This is a genomic window from Leptospira ellinghausenii, from assembly GCF_003114815.1.
Lineage (GTDB): Bacteria > Spirochaetota > Leptospiria > Leptospirales > Leptospiraceae > Leptospira_A > Leptospira_A ellinghausenii.
In genome coordinates this window covers 983,870-1,002,038 of record NZ_BFAZ01000009.1, presented here as the reverse complement: position 1 = coordinate 1,002,038, position 18,169 = coordinate 983,870, and the positions used below count along the sequence as shown (strand labels likewise).

General features: G+C 35.8%; 18 protein-coding genes. 7 read left to right on the top strand and 11 right to left on the bottom strand.

The window, feature by feature from the left end:
• Nucleotides 1–5: 5 nt before the first annotated feature.
• The 3 genes from DI076_RS13215 (at nucleotide 6) to DI076_RS13205 (ending at nucleotide 3,613) form a co-directional block, all read left to right on the top strand.
• Nucleotides 6–791, top strand: coding sequence for an enoyl-CoA hydratase/isomerase family protein (locus tag DI076_RS13215; RefSeq protein WP_108960271.1), 786 nt, complete (start codon nucleotides 6–8; stop codon nucleotides 789–791).
• Between the two features lie 2 nt (nucleotides 792–793).
• Entirely contained in the window at nucleotides 794–2,356 is a 1,563-nt protein-coding gene (locus DI076_RS13210) for a methyl-accepting chemotaxis protein (protein WP_108960270.1), read from the top strand.
• A gap of 81 nt (nucleotides 2,357–2,437) precedes the next feature.
• Nucleotides 2,438–3,613 carry a DUF2804 domain-containing protein gene (locus DI076_RS13205; protein ID WP_245918427.1) on the top strand — a complete coding sequence of 392 codons (1,176 nt, stop codon included), beginning with the start codon at nucleotides 2,438–2,440 and terminating at the stop codon, nucleotides 3,611–3,613.
• 1 nt (nucleotide 3,614) lies between these two features.
• Here the strand turns inward: DI076_RS13205 and DI076_RS13200 are convergent, their stop codons facing one another.
• From DI076_RS13200 to DI076_RS13170, 7 genes are all read right to left on the bottom strand, one after another.
• Nucleotides 3,615–4,814 (bottom strand): MFS transporter, encoded by a 1,200-nt coding sequence (locus DI076_RS13200; RefSeq protein WP_108960268.1) that lies wholly within the window; start codon nucleotides 4,812–4,814, stop codon nucleotides 3,615–3,617.
• Nucleotides 4,811–6,592: a Vgb family protein gene (locus DI076_RS13195; RefSeq protein WP_108960267.1), complete on the bottom strand. Its 1,782-nt coding sequence runs from the start codon at nucleotides 6,590–6,592 to the stop codon at nucleotides 4,811–4,813. The genes DI076_RS13200 and DI076_RS13195 overlap by 4 nt, the downstream gene beginning before the upstream one ends.
• Nucleotides 6,582–7,547 carry an NAD-dependent epimerase/dehydratase family protein gene (locus DI076_RS13190; RefSeq protein WP_108960266.1) on the bottom strand — a complete coding sequence of 322 codons (966 nt, stop codon included), beginning with the start codon at nucleotides 7,545–7,547 and terminating at the stop codon, nucleotides 6,582–6,584. The genes DI076_RS13195 and DI076_RS13190 overlap by 11 nt, the downstream gene beginning before the upstream one ends.
• A gap of 1 nt (nucleotide 7,548) precedes the next feature.
• The gene (locus DI076_RS13185; protein WP_108960265.1) at nucleotides 7,549–8,442 is read right to left on the bottom strand and encodes a bile acid:sodium symporter family protein; all 894 of its coding nucleotides are present in this window, start codon (nucleotides 8,440–8,442) and stop codon (nucleotides 7,549–7,551) included.
• A 278-nt stretch (nucleotides 8,443–8,720) separates the two neighbouring features.
• On the bottom strand, nucleotides 8,721–9,179 hold the full coding sequence (locus DI076_RS13180) for an LA_3150 family lipoprotein (RefSeq protein WP_245918426.1): 459 nt from the start codon (nucleotides 9,177–9,179) through the stop codon (nucleotides 8,721–8,723).
• 32 nt (nucleotides 9,180–9,211) lie between these two features.
• Nucleotides 9,212–10,885, bottom strand: coding sequence for a putative porin (locus DI076_RS13175; RefSeq protein WP_108960263.1), 1,674 nt, complete (start codon nucleotides 10,883–10,885; stop codon nucleotides 9,212–9,214).
• A 267-nt stretch (nucleotides 10,886–11,152) separates the two neighbouring features.
• Entirely contained in the window at nucleotides 11,153–11,410 is a 258-nt protein-coding gene (locus tag DI076_RS13170; protein ID WP_245918425.1) for a hypothetical protein, read from the bottom strand.
• 182 nt (nucleotides 11,411–11,592) lie between these two features.
• Here DI076_RS13170 and DI076_RS20345 point away from each other — a divergent pair, with 182 nt between their 5' ends.
• Entirely contained in the window at nucleotides 11,593–12,177 is a 585-nt protein-coding gene (locus DI076_RS20345; RefSeq protein ID WP_245918424.1) for a hypothetical protein, read from the top strand.
• Between the two features lie 171 nt (nucleotides 12,178–12,348).
• Nucleotides 12,349–13,158, top strand: a complete 810-nt coding sequence (locus DI076_RS20340; RefSeq protein ID WP_245918423.1) for a methyl-accepting chemotaxis protein — start codon at nucleotides 12,349–12,351, stop codon at nucleotides 13,156–13,158.
• Between the two features lie 24 nt (nucleotides 13,159–13,182).
• Here the strand turns inward: DI076_RS20340 and DI076_RS13160 are convergent, their stop codons facing one another.
• Nucleotides 13,183–14,052 (bottom strand): alpha/beta hydrolase, encoded by an 870-nt coding sequence (locus DI076_RS13160; RefSeq protein ID WP_108960262.1) that lies wholly within the window; start codon nucleotides 14,050–14,052, stop codon nucleotides 13,183–13,185.
• A 47-nt stretch (nucleotides 14,053–14,099) separates the two neighbouring features.
• Nucleotides 14,100–14,690, bottom strand: a complete 591-nt coding sequence (locus DI076_RS13155; RefSeq protein ID WP_108960261.1) for a TetR/AcrR family transcriptional regulator — start codon at nucleotides 14,688–14,690, stop codon at nucleotides 14,100–14,102.
• Between the two features lie 530 nt (nucleotides 14,691–15,220).
• Between DI076_RS13155 and DI076_RS13150 the strand changes: the two genes are divergently transcribed.
• Complete coding sequence (locus DI076_RS13150) at nucleotides 15,221–16,276, top strand: ParA family protein (protein WP_369689766.1); 1,056 nt, start codon at nucleotides 15,221–15,223, stop codon at nucleotides 16,274–16,276.
• Nucleotides 16,277–16,307: 31 nt separating this feature from the next.
• On the opposite strand, the gene DI076_RS13145 is transcribed toward DI076_RS13150, so the two are convergent.
• Both DI076_RS13145 and DI076_RS13140 read right to left on the bottom strand, forming a co-directional pair.
• A complete protein-coding gene (locus tag DI076_RS13145) occupies nucleotides 16,308–16,808 on the bottom strand; it encodes a DUF1579 domain-containing protein (RefSeq protein ID WP_108960259.1) in 501 nt (166 codons plus the stop codon).
• 37 nt (nucleotides 16,809–16,845) lie between these two features.
• Nucleotides 16,846–17,406 carry a dihydrofolate reductase family protein gene (locus DI076_RS13140; RefSeq protein WP_108960258.1) on the bottom strand — a complete coding sequence of 187 codons (561 nt, stop codon included), beginning with the start codon at nucleotides 17,404–17,406 and terminating at the stop codon, nucleotides 16,846–16,848.
• A gap of 266 nt (nucleotides 17,407–17,672) precedes the next feature.
• On the opposite strand from DI076_RS13140, the gene DI076_RS13135 reads away from it, so the two are divergent.
• Entirely contained in the window at nucleotides 17,673–17,975 is a 303-nt protein-coding gene (locus DI076_RS13135; protein ID WP_108960257.1) for a GyrI-like domain-containing protein, read from the top strand.
• Nucleotides 17,976–18,169: the final 194 nt, after the last annotated feature.

Below are 18,169 nucleotides of genomic sequence, written 5' to 3'. Positions count from 1 at the left end.
TTAATATGAAAAGTTATCAGTCATGGAAATTGGATATTGTAGATAGGATCGCAACACTAACACTACATACAAATGATTTAAATATTATGGATATGGAGACACTCTTTGAGCTAAAAACAATTAGCCAAGAATTAGATTCAAATCCAGATGTTTGGGCGATTATTTTACAAGGAAATGGAAAACATTTTTCATCTGGTGTCCAATTTGATATTCTAAAGCAGGTGAATCAAATTTCAAAAGATGAATTCAAAACCAACATGCGCGAGATGCAGTCTTGTTTTACGGCATTCGAATTAATCTCAAAACCTACTATCGCAAAAATCCAAGGATTTTGTATGGGCGGTGGTTTTATGTTAACCCAATGTTGTGACTTCAGAATCGTAAGTGAAAAAACAGTTTTTTCTATTCCATTAGTCAAACTAGGATTAACTGTACTCATGGGAACCAATCGAGTCACAAGAAATGCAGGCATTGGTCCTACAAATGAACTCATTATGTTAGGTGAAAAATTCAATCCTGAAAAAGCTCTGCAATACAATCTAATTCATAAAATAGTATCTCCTGATGAATTGGATGAGTCGGCAATACAGTTTGCCAGAAAATTTTTACAATTACCACCTAAAACAATTTCTATCACTAAACAAATTATCAAACGCGGAGATAAAATGTCACTTGAGGAAAGTTTAGAGTTAGAAATTGAATTACAATCTAGTTTGATAGGAACTTCCGATTTAGCAGAAGCAATGGATAGTTTTGCCAATCAGAGCAAACCAAAGTACACTGGTAACTAAACATGAGTATCGAAACACTTTGGCAAAATGGTAAAATCACCGTTAATCGAATTCGAATCGTATTATTCTTTGTATTTTTTACCGCACTTTTGGGTACAAAAAATAGTATGCCAGAGGCTATGTTTTACATTCACCTCTCTGGTACCATTATCATGGGTATCTACGCTAGTGTTTGCCATATTTGGTTACGATATGGAAATCCACCTGAATGGTTTCATAAGTTATTAATCATACTCGATATAGGAATCCATTTAATTAATACATCAATTGATTGTTCTATGGGACCTATGGAAGCAAAGTCTGCATTGAACAATACTGCAGTACTCCTTGTTGTTTTTTTTTACCTCATTTATTCTGGGTTTTTAGGGAATCCAAAGTTTGTACTCTTTAATGGGTTTTTAGCAGGTTTTGGTGTCATCCTATCATATTTTATGTCAGTACATTTTGGAGGACTCATTCCTTCTGAAGATCCAAATTTATATATTCAGATAGGATATGTAGGAACATCTGCTGAAATCATTAAAGGGATCTTTGTGATGGTGAGTGGGATCTTGTTATCAAGACTGATTGCTTTACTCATTTCGATCAGTGACAAAGGGATAGAAAAAGCCAAGGAATCTGAATATTTATTAAACCAAAGTTTAAAACAAAAAAAAATCATTCAAGATGCTGCAAAAAATTTAGAAAACTCCATTCAAAGTTGTGCCAATTATATATCTCATACTGCAGAAAGATTAGAATCACAAGCTGCTTCATTAGAGCAGGTAACAGCGATTAATACGGAATTATTTTCTTCATTTGAATCAAATGCAAAAATCATAGATGATCAAAACGGAAAAATTACTGATTTGTTTTCTGGCTCAAATGATTTAAATCAAATGGTCGCAACCATCAGTATGATCAACCAAGAGCTAATTACGATTGCAAATGAAAACAAAAAAGATACAACTGAAATTGCCGGTGTATCAAAGAAAACAAGTGAATATTTAGATTCAATCAAAACATCCTTTGACAAGGTTGATGAAATCAATCAAATCGTTGCTGAAATTGGAGAAAAAACCAACTTACTCGCATTAAATGCTTCCATTGAAGCTGCACGTGCTGGTGAAGTTGGTAGAGGATTTGCTGTTGTAGCTAGTGAAGTCAGTAAACTAGCTGATTTTACTGCAAAAAACGCTAAAATGATTTCTGATGTTGTCAGCCATTCTAGAAAATTTATTTATGAAGCTTCAGAAGTTTCTATCCAAACTGGAAATTTGACAACTAATCAAATTAAAAAACTAGAAATGACAACTGAAAAGGTGAGTCATATGCATCGATTATTTGAAAAACAGAAATCAATCATTTTTGATACGATTAACCAACTAACTGAAATCAATGATCTATCGTCTCAAATTTCGTTTAGCACGAAGGAACAAATTTCTGGTCAAACAGAAGTCAATAAAGGGATTATGGCATTAGAGAACGAAGTGAACCAAATTTCGAATGCTTCTAGAAGTTTAGAACAATATGTTGAACAAATCAGATCTCAATCTTTAGAATTATTGACGTTAAGCGAATCATAATCATAAACTTGTTTTTTGGAGATATTCATGTTAGAAAAACGATTTCAAATTCTTATAAAGATAGGAGTTTTCCTTTTGATAATGTCAATCTTGCAGTGTTCAAAAGGTAAATTATCACCAGACCAGGTTGTTGATGAACATGGAAAAATCATTCAAGTGATTCCGGAACCCGATACAACTGAGACAAAACAAATTGAATACACTTCCTCTGTAGCTCTTCTCAAAGAAGATGGGACTCTGAATGTTTCAGGTTGGTCTAGATTTCCACACTTTCAGATTAACGAGTCATACATCAAAGCAGAACCTAAACGTTATAAACGATGGGAACATTACACATTCTATAATGAAAATTTCGGAGGCGCAATCACCGTAACTGATATTGGAAATTTAGCGATGGGAAGTATCGAGTTATTGGAATTTAAATCAGGTAAAACGATTTTTTCTAAAACAGAACTCGTGAGACCAGGTGCCATTGTTTTCCCAACCAATACTACGGATCCAATTGAATTTACAAAAGGAAACCAATTCATTCGTATTCAAAAACAAAAAGGCAAAAGAATCATCAGTTATTCAATTCAAGGTGATTCCTCTAATGAAACCATCCAAGGCAATTTTGAATTTACTGAAAAATCAAATGAAGCACTTGCAATCATCACTCCATTTTCTCAATCAGATTTCTTCTACGAGTACAAAATGCCAAGTTTGATCTGTAAGGGAACAATCGTTTACAAACAATCTATTTACGATTTTAAAGAAGATAGTTACGCTGTGTTAGATTGGGGAAGAGGAACTTGGCCTGAGAAAAATAAATGGCTTTGGGCAGCAGGCGCAGGAATGGTTGGTGGTGAACTTCTTAGTCTAAATTTAGGTTATGGATTTGGAGATCCCAAAAACGCTACTGAAAATGGTATCGTTTACAAAGGGAAAGTTCATAAACTTGATAAAGTGGTTTGGAAGTATGATGTTACAGATTACAAAAAACCTTGGAAATTTGTGAGTAACCAAGGTAGATTGGAGTTAAACTTTACTCCAGTTTATCTATTGTATTCAGATATAGATCTTATGGGAATGATCGGTTTTTTAAAACAACTGATTCAAAATTTTTCGATGTCTGAAATCTTTGAATTATTAAAAACCGAAGCTTATTTGAATAAGGCATTCGGTGTTTATAATGGATATGTGGTTTTAGATAACGGAACAAAACTTGAAGTTAAAAACTTGTTTGGTTTTGCCGAACAAATGTACCAACAATGGTAAATCATATCATATAATTTCTTAAAGTTTTTAACCTGATTGTGGTAAAAATCACAATCAGTGTTAATAGAATTCCTGCAGATACAACTGCTGTTGGAATCGAAACTTTGACAAGAATCATCCCCGATAAAAATCCTGCAAATGCTGGTACCACTTGGCTTGTAATTGTATACAAACTCATTAACCTTCCTCTGTATTCTTGGCTCACTTCTGATTGAAGGATTGCAACAAGCAAACTGATACTAGCCCCAGCACCAAATCCACTTACGAGTAATAAACCTATGGAAAGCCATAATTGTGAACTGAGTCCAATGCCTAATAGACCTAATCCACATAACAATCCAGAGGTGAGAATCAATTTTCCATAACCAAACGGTTTTGCTAGTTTTAAAGAGGTACCTCCTCCCAAAAGTAAAGCTAAGGCAAGGGCTCCTAAAAAGAATCCACGTTCCATCTCACCTAATTGTAATACACCTTTTGCATACCTAGGCAGCATCACCTGGACTGGTCCCATAGAACAATAGATCACAATCGAAAATATAAGTGTCTGTCTAAGTAATGTATGGTTTTTTGCATAAGATACCCCACGTAGAATCCTATCCCAAGCAGAAGAAGTTTTTCCTTGTCCTTCAGTTTTGATCCCGATGAGTAAACACATTGCTATTAAAAATAGGCTAACACCAGTGATGTGAACCATCTGCCAGGAACCAATACTTCTGCAAAACGCCAATATAGGTGGGGCAGAACCAAAACCTAACATCACGAGCACATTAAATATCACTGCCATTTTTTTTTGTTTCTCTCCTGCCAATCGGCCAAGTAAAGACATCCTGGCGGGAGCAAGGATTGACCAACCCACTCCAACAAAAAAAGCTGCAAGTAAAAATAAAGAAACAGAAGTGTAACCAATCAATTTTGATGAAAGATTTAATAGTCCTAGTGCAATTAAAAAAGAACCATGGGCAATTTGTGCTAAAATTTGTGGTGAGTGAGAGTCACACCAAGCTCCTGCAAACCATCCTAATACCAAGGGAACTCCAAAACATAATCCAAATCCAATTCCTGCTAATGCATCTTGGTTCCAAACATCTTGTGCATATAAAATAACACTATAGTTAGTTAGGTGACCAGCTAAAAAACCCAAGAAGGATGCGGACAAAAATCGAATCATTTGTCCTTGGTTATAAGTATTAGAGGAACTCATTTTGTCTGTGTTACTTCCATAAGAGTTGGTTGCCCATCTTCAATTTGCCAACTTGGAAAGGCACCATTCGAAGAATATGCTTTTCCCTCTGGAGAAAATTCAATGTCTCGAGTGAATGTAACCTTTCGACTCATTGGATATACTTTCCAATTTTCTGTTTTGATATCCATTACCATCAAATTGTCTGATGAAGTTCCTGTGACCCAAACAAGATTACGTTTTCTATCCACATTCAGAGAATAAGGTGTCTCCACGCCATCAACTGCTGTTGGAAGTGGGTATAGTTTGAACTTTCCATCTTCTGGAGTGTACTTGGCAATTGACCCTTCTGGAAAAACGGAAATCCAAACATGATTGTCTCGATCCACACGAAGTCTTCTAGGACCTTGGAAAGGTGTTTCAATCACCTGAAAGGAAAAATCCTTCGGATTGATTTTACCAATTGTGTCTGCATGTAATCTTGTAAACCAAACTGTTCCATCAGGTGCAACATCAATCCCATATGGCAGTGGCATTCCACTCACACGTTCATCAACTGGTAACAAGTGCATTGGAAAACCCCAATTCATAAGTTTCACAATGAATCCACTGATCCATAAACTAAAACTTTCTTTTTTGGTTCTTGCAGGTAAATCGAAGTAATGGAAAGAAAGATCTTTACGATCAAACATTCCCACCTGGTTTGAAAGTGCTAACGTAAACCAAACTCGGTCTTTATCGTCAATACGAATGGTATGTGGATAAAGTCCATTTTGAAACATATGGTCCTTGAACTGTTTGGATTTTGGATCAAACTCTGTGATTCGTTTTTGTAAGGAAGGAGTGATAAAAATATTTCCGTCAACTGGAGATTCCGCAAGAGAATGTAAACCAACATAAGTTTCATGTTTTTGGAATGATCGTAACCTTCCAGGTAACAGACCACCCAACTCATCATCTGGTTGTTTTGGAACCTTATATACTACCGTTTTACCTGTATTAGGATCAATTTCCCAAAGACGGTCTTGGATATTATCACCTACGTAAACTAAACCAGTTTTTTTATGGTATAGTAAATCATGCATTTGGGAGAAACTATCACCCATAGGCCATTCTCTGATGACAGCCCCATATAACTCTTTTCCCCATGGACGACCAGGTGACACACGTTCGGGGTGTTTGAGTAATTCAACATATGCATTTGAAAGTAAACTTGGAAGTTTTTTCTTAGCTTTCCCATGAGGTCTTGCACCATAACCCATCATTCGATTGATGATATCTTCCCAATCACCTTCTGAGAAAGCTCTTCTCATGAAAAAACTTCCTTGTTGGTGACAAAAACCACATTGTTCTAAATATGTTTTTCTTAAGTCTTTGTCTTCACCAAAGTTAAGTGCTGCGACCCAACTATTAGAAGGATATTGACCTACCAGTAAATTTAGATCTGTTTGTTTTTCCATTCGAAACGATACAAAACTCTGATTAGAATAGGATCGTAAATTTACATCTTTATAACCAATTTTACGCAATCGAATGTTAACTTTTGGTGCATATGGAAATGAGATATTTACCTTGCCGTTGGGATTTGTAAACATTGTAACTTCTGGTGTAATCATAAATTCAAGTCTTTCTGGTGGATAACCATGGTCATCACGAGGTGGAACTTGAGGTTTTTCGGCCTTAATCGTAATCATAACAAGATCCAAACTTTTTCCATCACTATCTTTGATATCCAACTGGATTGCAAATAACGAAGAGTAGGTGAATAATAATCCAAAAACTAAAATTTTAAATTTCATCGAATGGAACTCCTTTGGCATTTAAATACATTATGAATGTTTCTTTTGAGTTGTACTTGGGAATATAGCCAAATACTGTCTTTAATTGTGTGTTTGATAAAACAGGCCTATAACGTAAAAAATCGATTTGATCGGGACCATATTGCGTAAGCCGAAGATTCTTAAGTACCAATAACAAGGTCTGTAACAAAAAAGCAGGAATGGAAATATATGGTTTTCGGATCATTTTACTGATCTCTTGTAAACTGAGAGCGCCATCTCCGGCTAAATTAAACTTACCTTCCTTTTTTTCGGCTATTCCTTTGGTGATGATTTGAATTACATCTTCATCCCAAATAAACACAAATGGACTTTTGTGGCCTAAGATACCCATCACAAAAGGTTTTTGAAACATATCGGTAATTAGATTATTCACTGTTTTGCCAAGGATGGTTCCGGGTCTTAAGATCAATTGTTTGAGCTGAGGGAATATGGATCTGTATTCTGTTAATAATTCTTCCACTTCACGTTTGTGTTTGGAATATACAAACGCCGAATGGCCCCGTATGGGATCTGTTTCTTCAATCCATTCTTTATTTTCTTTATGATAACCGTAGGCTGCACCTGAACTTGTGATGATCACTTGTTCCGTTCGAGCATATGCTGCTCCATCTAACACATTCTTGGTGCCTTGTACATCAATTTTCCACTGCTTTTCCTCACTCATACCAGGCGGAGGATTGAGAATTGATGCAAGATGGACAATCGAATTGGGTTTCCAGTCTTGGATCAAATCAACAACAGAATTTCGATCACTGATATCCAAAATTTGAAATTCAAATTGGGAAGAGACAGGTGAAATAGGCATTGGTTTGATATCAGTTGCCATGATTTGCCAAGTTGGATAGATTTTTAATAAATGTTGGATGAGTGTGGATCCAATATAACCCGCACCACCAGTCACTAAAACTTTCAAATTAGTTTCCTTCTACGGGAGGTCGGCTTTTCCAATATGACACCAGAATCAAACCAGAGATAATATGCCATATTCCCCAAAACGCCGCCACCAAAGCCATGTTTGGCTCTGCTTGGAATTGTGTGAGAATGAGTCCTAAGGCAAGCCCTGAATTTTGCATTCCAACTTCAATGGTAATGGCACGTTTGTTTGCTTCGTTTTGTAAAAAAACTCTCGCAATTAAATTCCCAATGACTAAAGCGATGAAATTATGAAAAACAACAATCACAAAGACAAAACCAAGATTGTCTAAAAAGATTTTCCAATTCCCACCAACAGCAACGATTAGAAAGATTAAAAATGCAAACGATGAAACACGTTTAAAAAACGGAGTGATTTTATGAGCGAAACCAGTGACAAAATTTCCTAAGAACATTCCCAGTAATAATGGAATGAGTAATAATACAATTAATCCTTTGACAATCATCAAACTATCAATCCTAAGATCTCCTGATCCAGAAATCATAGCATAGGTAACTGGATTTAAATTTGCCGTTAAAGTAAAGTTAAGTGGTAAAGTAATGATAGCAAATAAACTTGAAATAGCTGTCATACTCACAGAAAGTGCAGTGTTTCCTTTACCAAGATGGGTAATGATATTGGATAGGTTTCCACCTGGACTTGCAGCTACTAACAACATTCCTAATTCAATTCCGGCAGGAAGATCCAAAACAAGCGTGATAAGCAAAGTGACCCAAGGTAAAAAAACCACTTGGCCAATGAGGCCAGCAAGAGCAGCTATAGGTCTTTGTAAAACAGCTTTAAAAGCAATGAATCGAAGTTCTAAGGCAACTCCAAAGATCATGAGAGCCAAAACCAAACCCAAAACAATTTGGTAATCATTGTTATAATTCATATTTGAATCTTCCTAGAGAACCTTCATAACCAAACATTAACCAATTGAGTTATGAACGGATGTTCATCGGAGTAATATTCTAAATCAGAAAGAAGAGATTCTATCTTTTTTTATCATCTTAGGGTCAGAAACCAAAGTTATTTCTGAACGCTTCGTTGCATTTTTAGAAGTGAATGGATTAAAATAAGTGGGATCATGACAAAAGACACAAAAGGATAGTGGATTTATCCTTTTGTGGAGCTAAGAATTTATCTAAAAACAGAGTGAATCTAGTTTGATTAGAAACCAGATGCCGTAATCGCAGATCTCGAACAAGGATTGTTATTGGGATCACAAGTATACACTTTAAATGTGAAGCCATCATTTGAGTTAGGTCTTTGTGATGTTGATCCAAAATTGGTTCCACTTGCAAATCCCAAATCAGTACAACTCGATGTGGATACATTGTATTTTTTAATGTTCGTATTCAATAATCCGCCAGCACCACCTGGTGGAGTGTTGAAATAAGATGTAGGTCCAATATTTCCACCATTGAGTTGGAAAGTATCATAACAATTTCCTGTGTAAGAACCACCTAAATCGGCAACTTCCATAATCACAAGAGACTTGTTTCTATCGACTCCACCATTGAGTATATTGTTGATGATTAGGGAAGAGATACCTTCTCTGTCTTGTTCCTTCGATTGGCAATTTAAAAGGAATAAAGAAAGTGAAAGTGTTAAAATGATTCTGGTCATGAATGTTAATTTAATTTTCATAAATATACCTTTTAGTTTGGCCTATAACTGTAAGCTTCTGGAGAAACAACTCCCGTCCAAAAGTTCGCTTGGAATTGCAAATAAACACGTCTATCATCAATTGGCATTGAGTTTCCTGTGTTGGGATTTACATCAAATTGATTTCCTAAAATTTGATAGTAGAGTTGTGCTTTGAAATGATGTTTATCACCAAATAAGTTCAATCCTGCCCAATACACTCTTAAAGAATCAGTAGGATCGACCTTTCCATTTCGATTGAAGTCTCCTTGGATGTATTCATATTTTAACAATGGCATGATATAATAACGATCCAAAAATGGAATGTTATAACCAATAGTTCCATGGTATCCATATAAATCATTCGAAGCGGCACCACCAAACTTTGTATAAGCACCAGATAAATAAATACCTTTGTAGGTAAACGTTGTATCGTAAGTGTGTCCCACTAATCCCATTTTTGGTCGCGCCAATGTAGGAACAGAATTCTGAACTAAAAAGTTTGGATTTCCATTTGCATCTAAACTCCCTCGATCCGGATTCGATCCTTGCGCAGTTAATAATTGAATCCCACTTGTTGTACCAGGAGTGTATTCAGGAACGTAAAGTGCTGGTGTAATTAAGTTTTGGGTCTGTAGATAACCTGCACCCAAAGACCATTTCATCTCTCGTTGGAAAATTTCTTCTCCTTCTTGCCAATTCACCATTTTTCCGTCAGATTCTCGTTTTAATCCACCAAACACATTCACTTGTGCTCGTGCATAATATATAGGAGATGTATTTATTGCTCCATAACGATTTGCAGTTGTTAAGTCTTGTCGTCTACCAGTACCATAATCACCACCACCACCTTTTCCGTTACTCACCATTAAGGAAACTTGTAAGTATCGTTCCCATTTGTGATCTAATTCTTTAAGTGGAGTTGCTTGGATCATAACACCATGATCAAATTGTGGAATTGCATTTACGATCATACTTCGTTCTAATGTGACGAAGTTAGCTGATGATTGTAAGTATTCACGACTGAATTGAGTTGGTAATTGTCCAAACACAAATCGTAATCCAGCATAAGGTATTTTTGCATACCCAAATGCTTCATGAATGTAACCACGATTATCTTTTAATCTTGTGTTGGATACATAACTCGTTGTTGCTTGTCGACCATTTGCATCTAAATAATTTAATGTACTAGTTGTTTGGACAATATCAGGTCGATTCAACATGTTCTCCAATCGGAGTTGGATATTAGTTCCCCACCAATCGTTTTCGTATTGAGCGCCTAATCGTAAACGTCTGAAGTTCCAATCCACATTATTGAAATCTCGATGACCATTGTTATAGAGAGAATCTTCAGTGCCAGAGACTCCTCTGAATTGGATACGTCCATAAATCGTTAATTTCTCTTTTGCAGTATCATCAGGTCTGTGTGCAAATGCATCAGGTAGGGTCGTGGCATTTCCATTGGAAAGGGGGCGGCTATATTCCACCTTCACACGATTGGGTCCTGGTTTGGTATAAATTTGCCCAGTTTCGGTGTCTTCGTAGAGTTCTTGGTAAACCTTCGTTTGTGGTTTTTTCGATTGGTTATCTGCGGGATTTGGTTCGTTTGTGCGGGTCACTTCTGGTTCGGCAGAAAGTATGCTAACTAATAATAAGAGTCCCAAAGCTACTTTTGTGATACTATTCATTCGATGTTTGTCTGTACTGATTTGGATTCATTTCAATAGAGGATACCTCCATGAGAATGTTTCAGTCTGGTTACAAGCACATTGAATCTATGACAGGTTTGGAGGACAAGAATATTACAAATTAGTTACATATACGCGAAACTGCTTGTTTGTTGTGCATTTTTTTTCGGAAATGGAGGTTTGTCATAATCGAAGGGTTGTTTTATGACATTTTTATAACGATTCCAGATTCAAAAAACTTCCAGATTTAGCGGTTTGGTTTCCGGATCACCAACTTGAAACCCGACCAAATCGGATCGATCGCGCAGACTTGGTATCCTCAAGTCCCAATCCCAAGGCAAAATCTCGGATTTTGTTTTCATCTAAATCAGAAACCATTTTGGAAATTTTGACTGGTACAGGCATTTCCCCCCAATCTGCCAAATTGAGTCCATTTGGTCGATTTAGAAAATAATGGGACATATTGTCCTTGATCCCTAATTTTTCGATGACCGATTTTCCAGAATAACCCGCTTGTTTTGCCACCAATACATCCCTTTCCCATCCGATACTTGATCCGCTGAGGACAAAAAAAATCCAATTCCCAGGTTAAAAATTCAAACTCGACAGTAAGATTCATTCCTTTTTTTTAGTAGACTATTGTCGATCACCAGGTTATTGCCTAAATTCCCAAAAGGATAGGTAAGTTTGTATTTTGAGGGTATAGAGTGTTATCAATCGCAGATCTTTGGAAACAGGGAAAAATCATCATCAACCGAATTCGTTTTGGATTAGTATTACTCTTCCTACTTGCCATGATTGGGGCCAAAGATGAATTCCAACCGAAGATGTTCCTCATCCATATGATTGGAACTTGTACAATGGGTTTTTATTGTGCACTTGCATATGTATTAGAAAAAAAAACAAACCCACCCACTTGGTTTCATAAAATTCTCATCTTAATGGACACATTAGTTTTATCATTAACCATCATCTTAGATTGTTCGTTGAGTTTAGAAGAAGCAGAAGCTGCTCTTTCGAATGCAGTTGTGTATTTTATCTTTTTCTTTAACGCGATTTATTCTGGATTTTTAGGGGATCGTAAATTTGTTTTGATGAACTCACTTTTGGGTTCTGTCTTATCGGCGATTGCTTTGATTGTTGCGGTGAATGTAGGTGGTATCCAACTTTCAGTGGATCCAAAGCAATCACAAGAAATTGGTTATGTTGGATTAGCAGGAGAAGTGATGAAACCAATTTTCATCATGATTGCAGGATACATTGTCAGTTTATTAGTCCAACTTTTGACATAAATTAGTTCTTTAGCGGATATTAAAGCGGAAGAAGCAGAAGTACTCCTGAACCAAACAAAAGAACGAAGTAAAGTTTCTGCAAATGCTGCACTCAAATTAGAATCTTCGATTAATAATTTTAGTAAATTTGTTTCCGATACATCTGTAAAATTAGAATCGCAAGCGGCTTCTTTGGAAGAGATCACTGCTGTGATTTCTGAACTTTCAAGTTCCTTTGAATCAAATGGAGTTTCCATTGAAGAACAAAATAATAAAGTACAAAGTATGGTTGCTGATACAGTAGAATTAAAAGAGACAGTTGACCAAATTTTAATCCAAAGTGAACAACTTGTAGAAATTGCAGAAATCAATAAAAAAGAAAGTATGTCCGTCACAGAAGTGGCAGACCAAACTGCATCGCATTTGGAATCCATCCAAGCTTCTTTTGACCAAGTGAATGAAATCAATAATATTGTTGCCGAAATTGGGGAAAAGACAAACTTACTTGCGTTAAATGCTTCAATTGAAGCAGCTCGTGCGGGTGATGTTGGTAAAGGTTTTGCTGTAGTTGCCAATGAAGTGAGTAAACTCGCTGAGTTTACAAAAAATAACGTAAAACGAATTTCAAGTGTTGTCAAAAGTTCAAAAGAGATCATTACCAATGCTAGGAACGCATCAAAAAATACTGGTGAACTTGCAAAATCGCAAATTGAACGCCTAAACCAAACTTTAGTGCAAATCCAAAATATGAACCAACTCTATATCGAACAAAGGAACACATTGTCTTCCATTTTATCGGAATTATCTCAAATCAGAGAACTATCGAATCAAATTGCTGGATCCACCAAAGAACAATTATTAGGTCAAAAAGAAGCCTCCAAAGGGATCATCCAATTGGAGATGGAAGTGAATGAAATCAGTCGTGCTTCAAAAGACTTAGAAGAACATATCCAAATGATCAAAGAAGAAGCCAAAACCTTGGCTTCTATGGGAAATCAATAAAAAGATATCCTAATGTTTTGAATGTTAGTGATTCGTTAAAAAATTAAGTATCTCATCCTTCACTGAGTCGGATCGTAAGATCATTTTATGACCCAATCCATTTGTTGAGATGAGTTTTCCTTGTTTCCATGACCTTGCTACTACTTCACCCATACTGTAGGGGATTTCAACATCACCTTGGTCATGGATGACTAATAGTTGATTCTCAAAGTTGGGACCAGAAGTTTCTAAATCAATACTTGCCATGGTTCGTTTCACTTTTTTCTCCAATACCAAACGCATATTGTTTTCTTCCGTTTCCGTTAAATCAAAATACCGACTAAAGTCCTGGATCAATAATTCCAATTTGGATGGTGGTGCAATATAAACCAATTTCTTTGCACTCACACCTAACTCTTGTGCTACTGTCGCAACAGCTCCACCAAAAGAATGTGTGATGATAAAATTTGGATCTCCAATCTGGTTTGTAAGTTCCTTCACAATTTTTGCTGATAAAACAATATTAGAATACCGGCCTGATGAAAATCCATGACCTGGTAAATCAATTCCTACAACTTTGTAACCTTCTTCGATGAGAGATGGGATGAACCTTGAAAAGTTTCCAGTATGACCATTCCATCCATGGATGAGTAAAATGGTTCCTTTTGAATCTCCTTCCGAATTCCAAATATAATATTGAATTTTATGTTCTTTTACTTGTAACAATGATTTGGTTGCCTTGTCTAATACATCCATTTCCTTTCTGGAAGGACTTTGTTTCTGTGTTTTCAAAAACTTTTGCACAGTGACAAATCCTATCCAATTTGGATTCTTTTTTGCAAATTCCCATTTTTTTTCCATGGGGATTGGATATTCTCCATTTAAAGAACGAACGGTCGTGCTAATTGTATTCATAAAAATCTCCTGTATTACTTAATTTTCACATCTTAATTGGGATTCGTTTATTTCATATGTCGTTTGATTAATTCGTTAAAACATTGTTTGGTTCGTTTCTCAGAAGATTTATCTTCCAATAAACGATTGTAAAAATGAAAGGATAAGACAAGACCCCAAATTTCTTGGACCAACTGCTCCACATTTGTTTTCGGTTCTAACTCTCCTCTCTCTTTGGCTTCTTCTACAAATTGTTTTAATGAAGAGTGCCATGAAAGTTGGATTTTTCGTAGATGATCACGTACAATTCCAGGTCTATCATCAAACTCAGAACTTGATGCCAAAAACAAACAACCACCTGGTAAATCAGAACGATTGGACCAATCAAGCCAACTCACAAATGCATTTCGTAATCTTGTAATTCCTGGTTTGGATTTTAAAGCGGGGTATAACACATAACGTCGAAAAAGTTCACTCCCTTTTCGCAAAACATCGATTTGGAGATTTTCTTTCGAAGAAAATTTAGCAAAGAGACCACTTTTGGACATTCCCAATTCTTCCGCAAGTGTTCCAATGGTAAGTCCTTCCAAACCATGCACACTCGCAATTTGAACAGCTCGGTCTAAAATCAATGATTTAGTTTCTTCGCCCTTGCTCATAATATTAGTACGATCGTTCGTTTAAATTTGTAAAGTCTTTTTTTAAGGTTGGGGCGCCTCGAAAGGATGGAATTTCAGATCCAATTGTATCATGACCGGGCCTTACGCTTCCATCTTTCTTTTCCCGAAAGGATGTCCGCTTCAGTCCCTGGCGCGGAGATTCAGTCTATCTGACGACTTTGGAGTAAGGATCAGGTAGAAATATGTTTTGCCTTTTCCTTTGGAATCTTAGAATAATGACAGTTAGTATCTTGTAACACCATACTATGGCATCACAAAAAAAGAATCACGAATTTTTAAATATTATAAAATCACTCAAGCAAAATGGACGTGAATCAGAAGTAGAAACTCGATTGGTATTACCTCTTATTCAATTGTTCGGTTTTAATAATGAAAACTTTCGAGATAAAGTATCGTTGAAAAATTGTGGTGAAGCAGACTTTGTTTGTTATGTAGATCAAAAACCATTTCTAGTAATTGAAACAAAATCAAATTCAGTAAATTTATCCGATCCCAATGGAAAACCGTACTTGGATACAAAATTTCAATTATTTGAATATATGCGTTCAAAAGAATTGCAGCAGGTTCCATTTGGATTATTGATTAATGGAAAAAACGCACAGATTTTCAAAAGGAAAGAAAATATAATTTTTGCCCTAACAGAAATTTTAAACTTAGAAACAAATACAGATAAATCAATTACTACCTTAAAAAAATATTTAAAGAAGCCGTTCCATTACGAAGAAAGTTTTAATTCTGCAATTATCGCTATTTATAATAATAAAGGTGGAGTTGGTAAAACAGTCACAACAGGTAACTTTGCTGGAGTACTAGCAGAAAAGGGGAAAAATGTTTTACTCATTGATTTAGACCCGCAACAAAGAGACCTAACCGATTCCTTTAAAATTGATCATAAAAAAATGGATTCATCTACAAGCATCTTTGATATACTACTTGGAAAAGAGATCAAAGAAGGTATTAAAACCATTCCAATCAAAAAAAATTTGCACATCATCAAGGGTGATGAACGTTTTGATAGTTCTACTTATGCTACTAAATCCATAAGCCTATCTATGATTAAAAAGTTTAGAAAGTTATTAGAGATGTTTAGCACAAGAGGTAAATTTGATTATATTTTGATCGATTGCCCTACAAACTGGAGTTTTTTTAGTAAAATGGGTGTTTCTGTTTCGGATGCAGTATTAATACCTGTGAACTACCAAGCAGCCCAAGCAATCCATAATGCAGTACAAGTATTAGAGAAATTTATTCCAGAAGTATGGTATGAGAGAAATGGAAATGGACCAGAAGTTTTGCCGATTCTTTTTAACAATGCATATACGGATCAAACGAGTAAAAAACATTTCGATGATGTAAGGCGTGATGAAATTAGAAAATTAACAAAAGATAAATGGTATTTAAAACTATTTGATGAAGTTATTGAAATCAAACACCATCACGAAATTTCAACTTCTCTTTTTCTACATATTGATCAAAATGGACCATCTCCCTATACTTTAAAAAACAAAAACTCAAAAGCATTCAAAGAATATGAAGAAGTGATAGGAAAACTTTTTGGAATATAATCCAAAAAGTTAAATCCAAACGTTTCAATCATTAACCAACCTTTTTGTAAAATGTTTCCGTAGCTTTTGCCTCTTCGCCCTTGGGGCTTATATTATAGGTTATGAGAGAAAATTCTGAGTCACTCAAGATTTGAAACTCTGTCCTCCAGCCCCAAAGGTCGTCTCCATATTCTGGGTTTCCATAAGATCCAGTCATAACGAATCCATTTTCTTTTTGTGGTCCACTAGACAACATGATTTGTGTTCCCATATGAAAACTATCAATCCAAGAACTCGTGTACCTTTGGTAAGGGATATCATATCCTACGATCATTTTCCCTTCGAATGGTTTCCCTTCTAAACTACTTTTGGTATCTAGGCAAATGAACCGACCACCTAATAGACTTGTGACGGTTGTTTCTGCTTCTGATTCATCAGCCAATACATCTTTTTCAAACCAAGTTTTTGTGGTTCCTTGCCAATGCCCGAGGAGTTGTTTTAAATGTTTGTGTGCACCATCTTGTAACGATATGTCAAATTTGTTAGTTGTCATAATGAATTTCCTTTTTGGTATTTTCTCCTTTCAATTACTAATTTGTCTCAGGCGTATAACGAAGGATCACTGCACCAGACGAAAGTGAATTTGTCTCCGTTAGTTTTAAGGGAATGTTTGGAATTCCTTCTTGGAATAGTTTTTTTCCCTTCCCTAAAAATATAGGAGTGATGCAGATCCGGTATTCGTCGAATAGATTTGCTTTCATCAAAGATGCCGATAAGATTCCACTTCCAAAAACAAACATATTTCCCGTACCTTCGTTTTTTAATTTTGTGACTTCTTTCACCGCATCTTTTGTAATTGTGGTCTTGTTCCATTTTGCGGATTGGAGTGTCGTAGAACATACAAGTTTAGGGAGGCTGTTCATGAATTTGGCAACTTCCCCTTCATCCTCTGGGGCACTAGTCCAATAATCGGCCATTCCTTGGTAAGTTGTAGCACCAAACACAAGGTAGTCGGCTGACCGCAGTTGGATGAGACTAAGTTCTTCTAATTCTTTTCCCCAAACAAGTCCGTGGAAACTAAGGTCCCAATTTTTTTCACCTTCGAAGTATCCGTCTAAGGTGATTAAATTCCACATGATTAATTTTCTCATAATGACCTTCTTTTGAACTGATTTTGAATGGGGTGAGTTATGAATGTTACAAAATGTATTGTTGTACATTCATTCCAAAAGGTATATCTGTTTTTTCATTTTAAGTCAAGAAGATTGTAGTGTAGGGATTTCATTTACAATCAAGACTAGAAATTTCTTATTTCTGAAAGATTTGTTTCTGTATCAAATCGATGTTAATTGATTCGGTTATTTTTCGCATTGAATGGTGGTTGCTTTTTTAGGAACTAATATGGAAATCGAAATGGATGGAAACAAAGATCTTAACAATAGAGCAAAAGTGTTTGGTTGGGAAAAAATTGGAGATGTCTTTAGCGAATCCATCTGAAACAGAAGGATTTACACTTATGAGTGGTATGTATGTTGAATTTCTTTACAAAGGATTACCAAGTGAAGCAGGGCCTTTTTTCCATTCGATTTTTATGGATTGGTTACCAAATTCAAACTTCGAATTAGACAATCGTCCTCATTTTGAAGTGATGGGAGAGAAATATAAAAACGACGATCCAGATTCCGAAGAACTGGTTTATATTCCGATTGTTTCGCGCTAAGTATATGTAGGGCTTGCTCTATAACATTTACAATTGGAAAGGAGAGTAGCGTTTGGTGAACCCGAAATAGCCTGAGGTAATTTCAATATATTAGCAATCTTGCATTTTTTGGGATATAAAACCACCTAACAAAATATTTGACAGGAAATAGAATTCTTACCATTGTGAGTAACTGCGCAATTTTTTGTGCACAT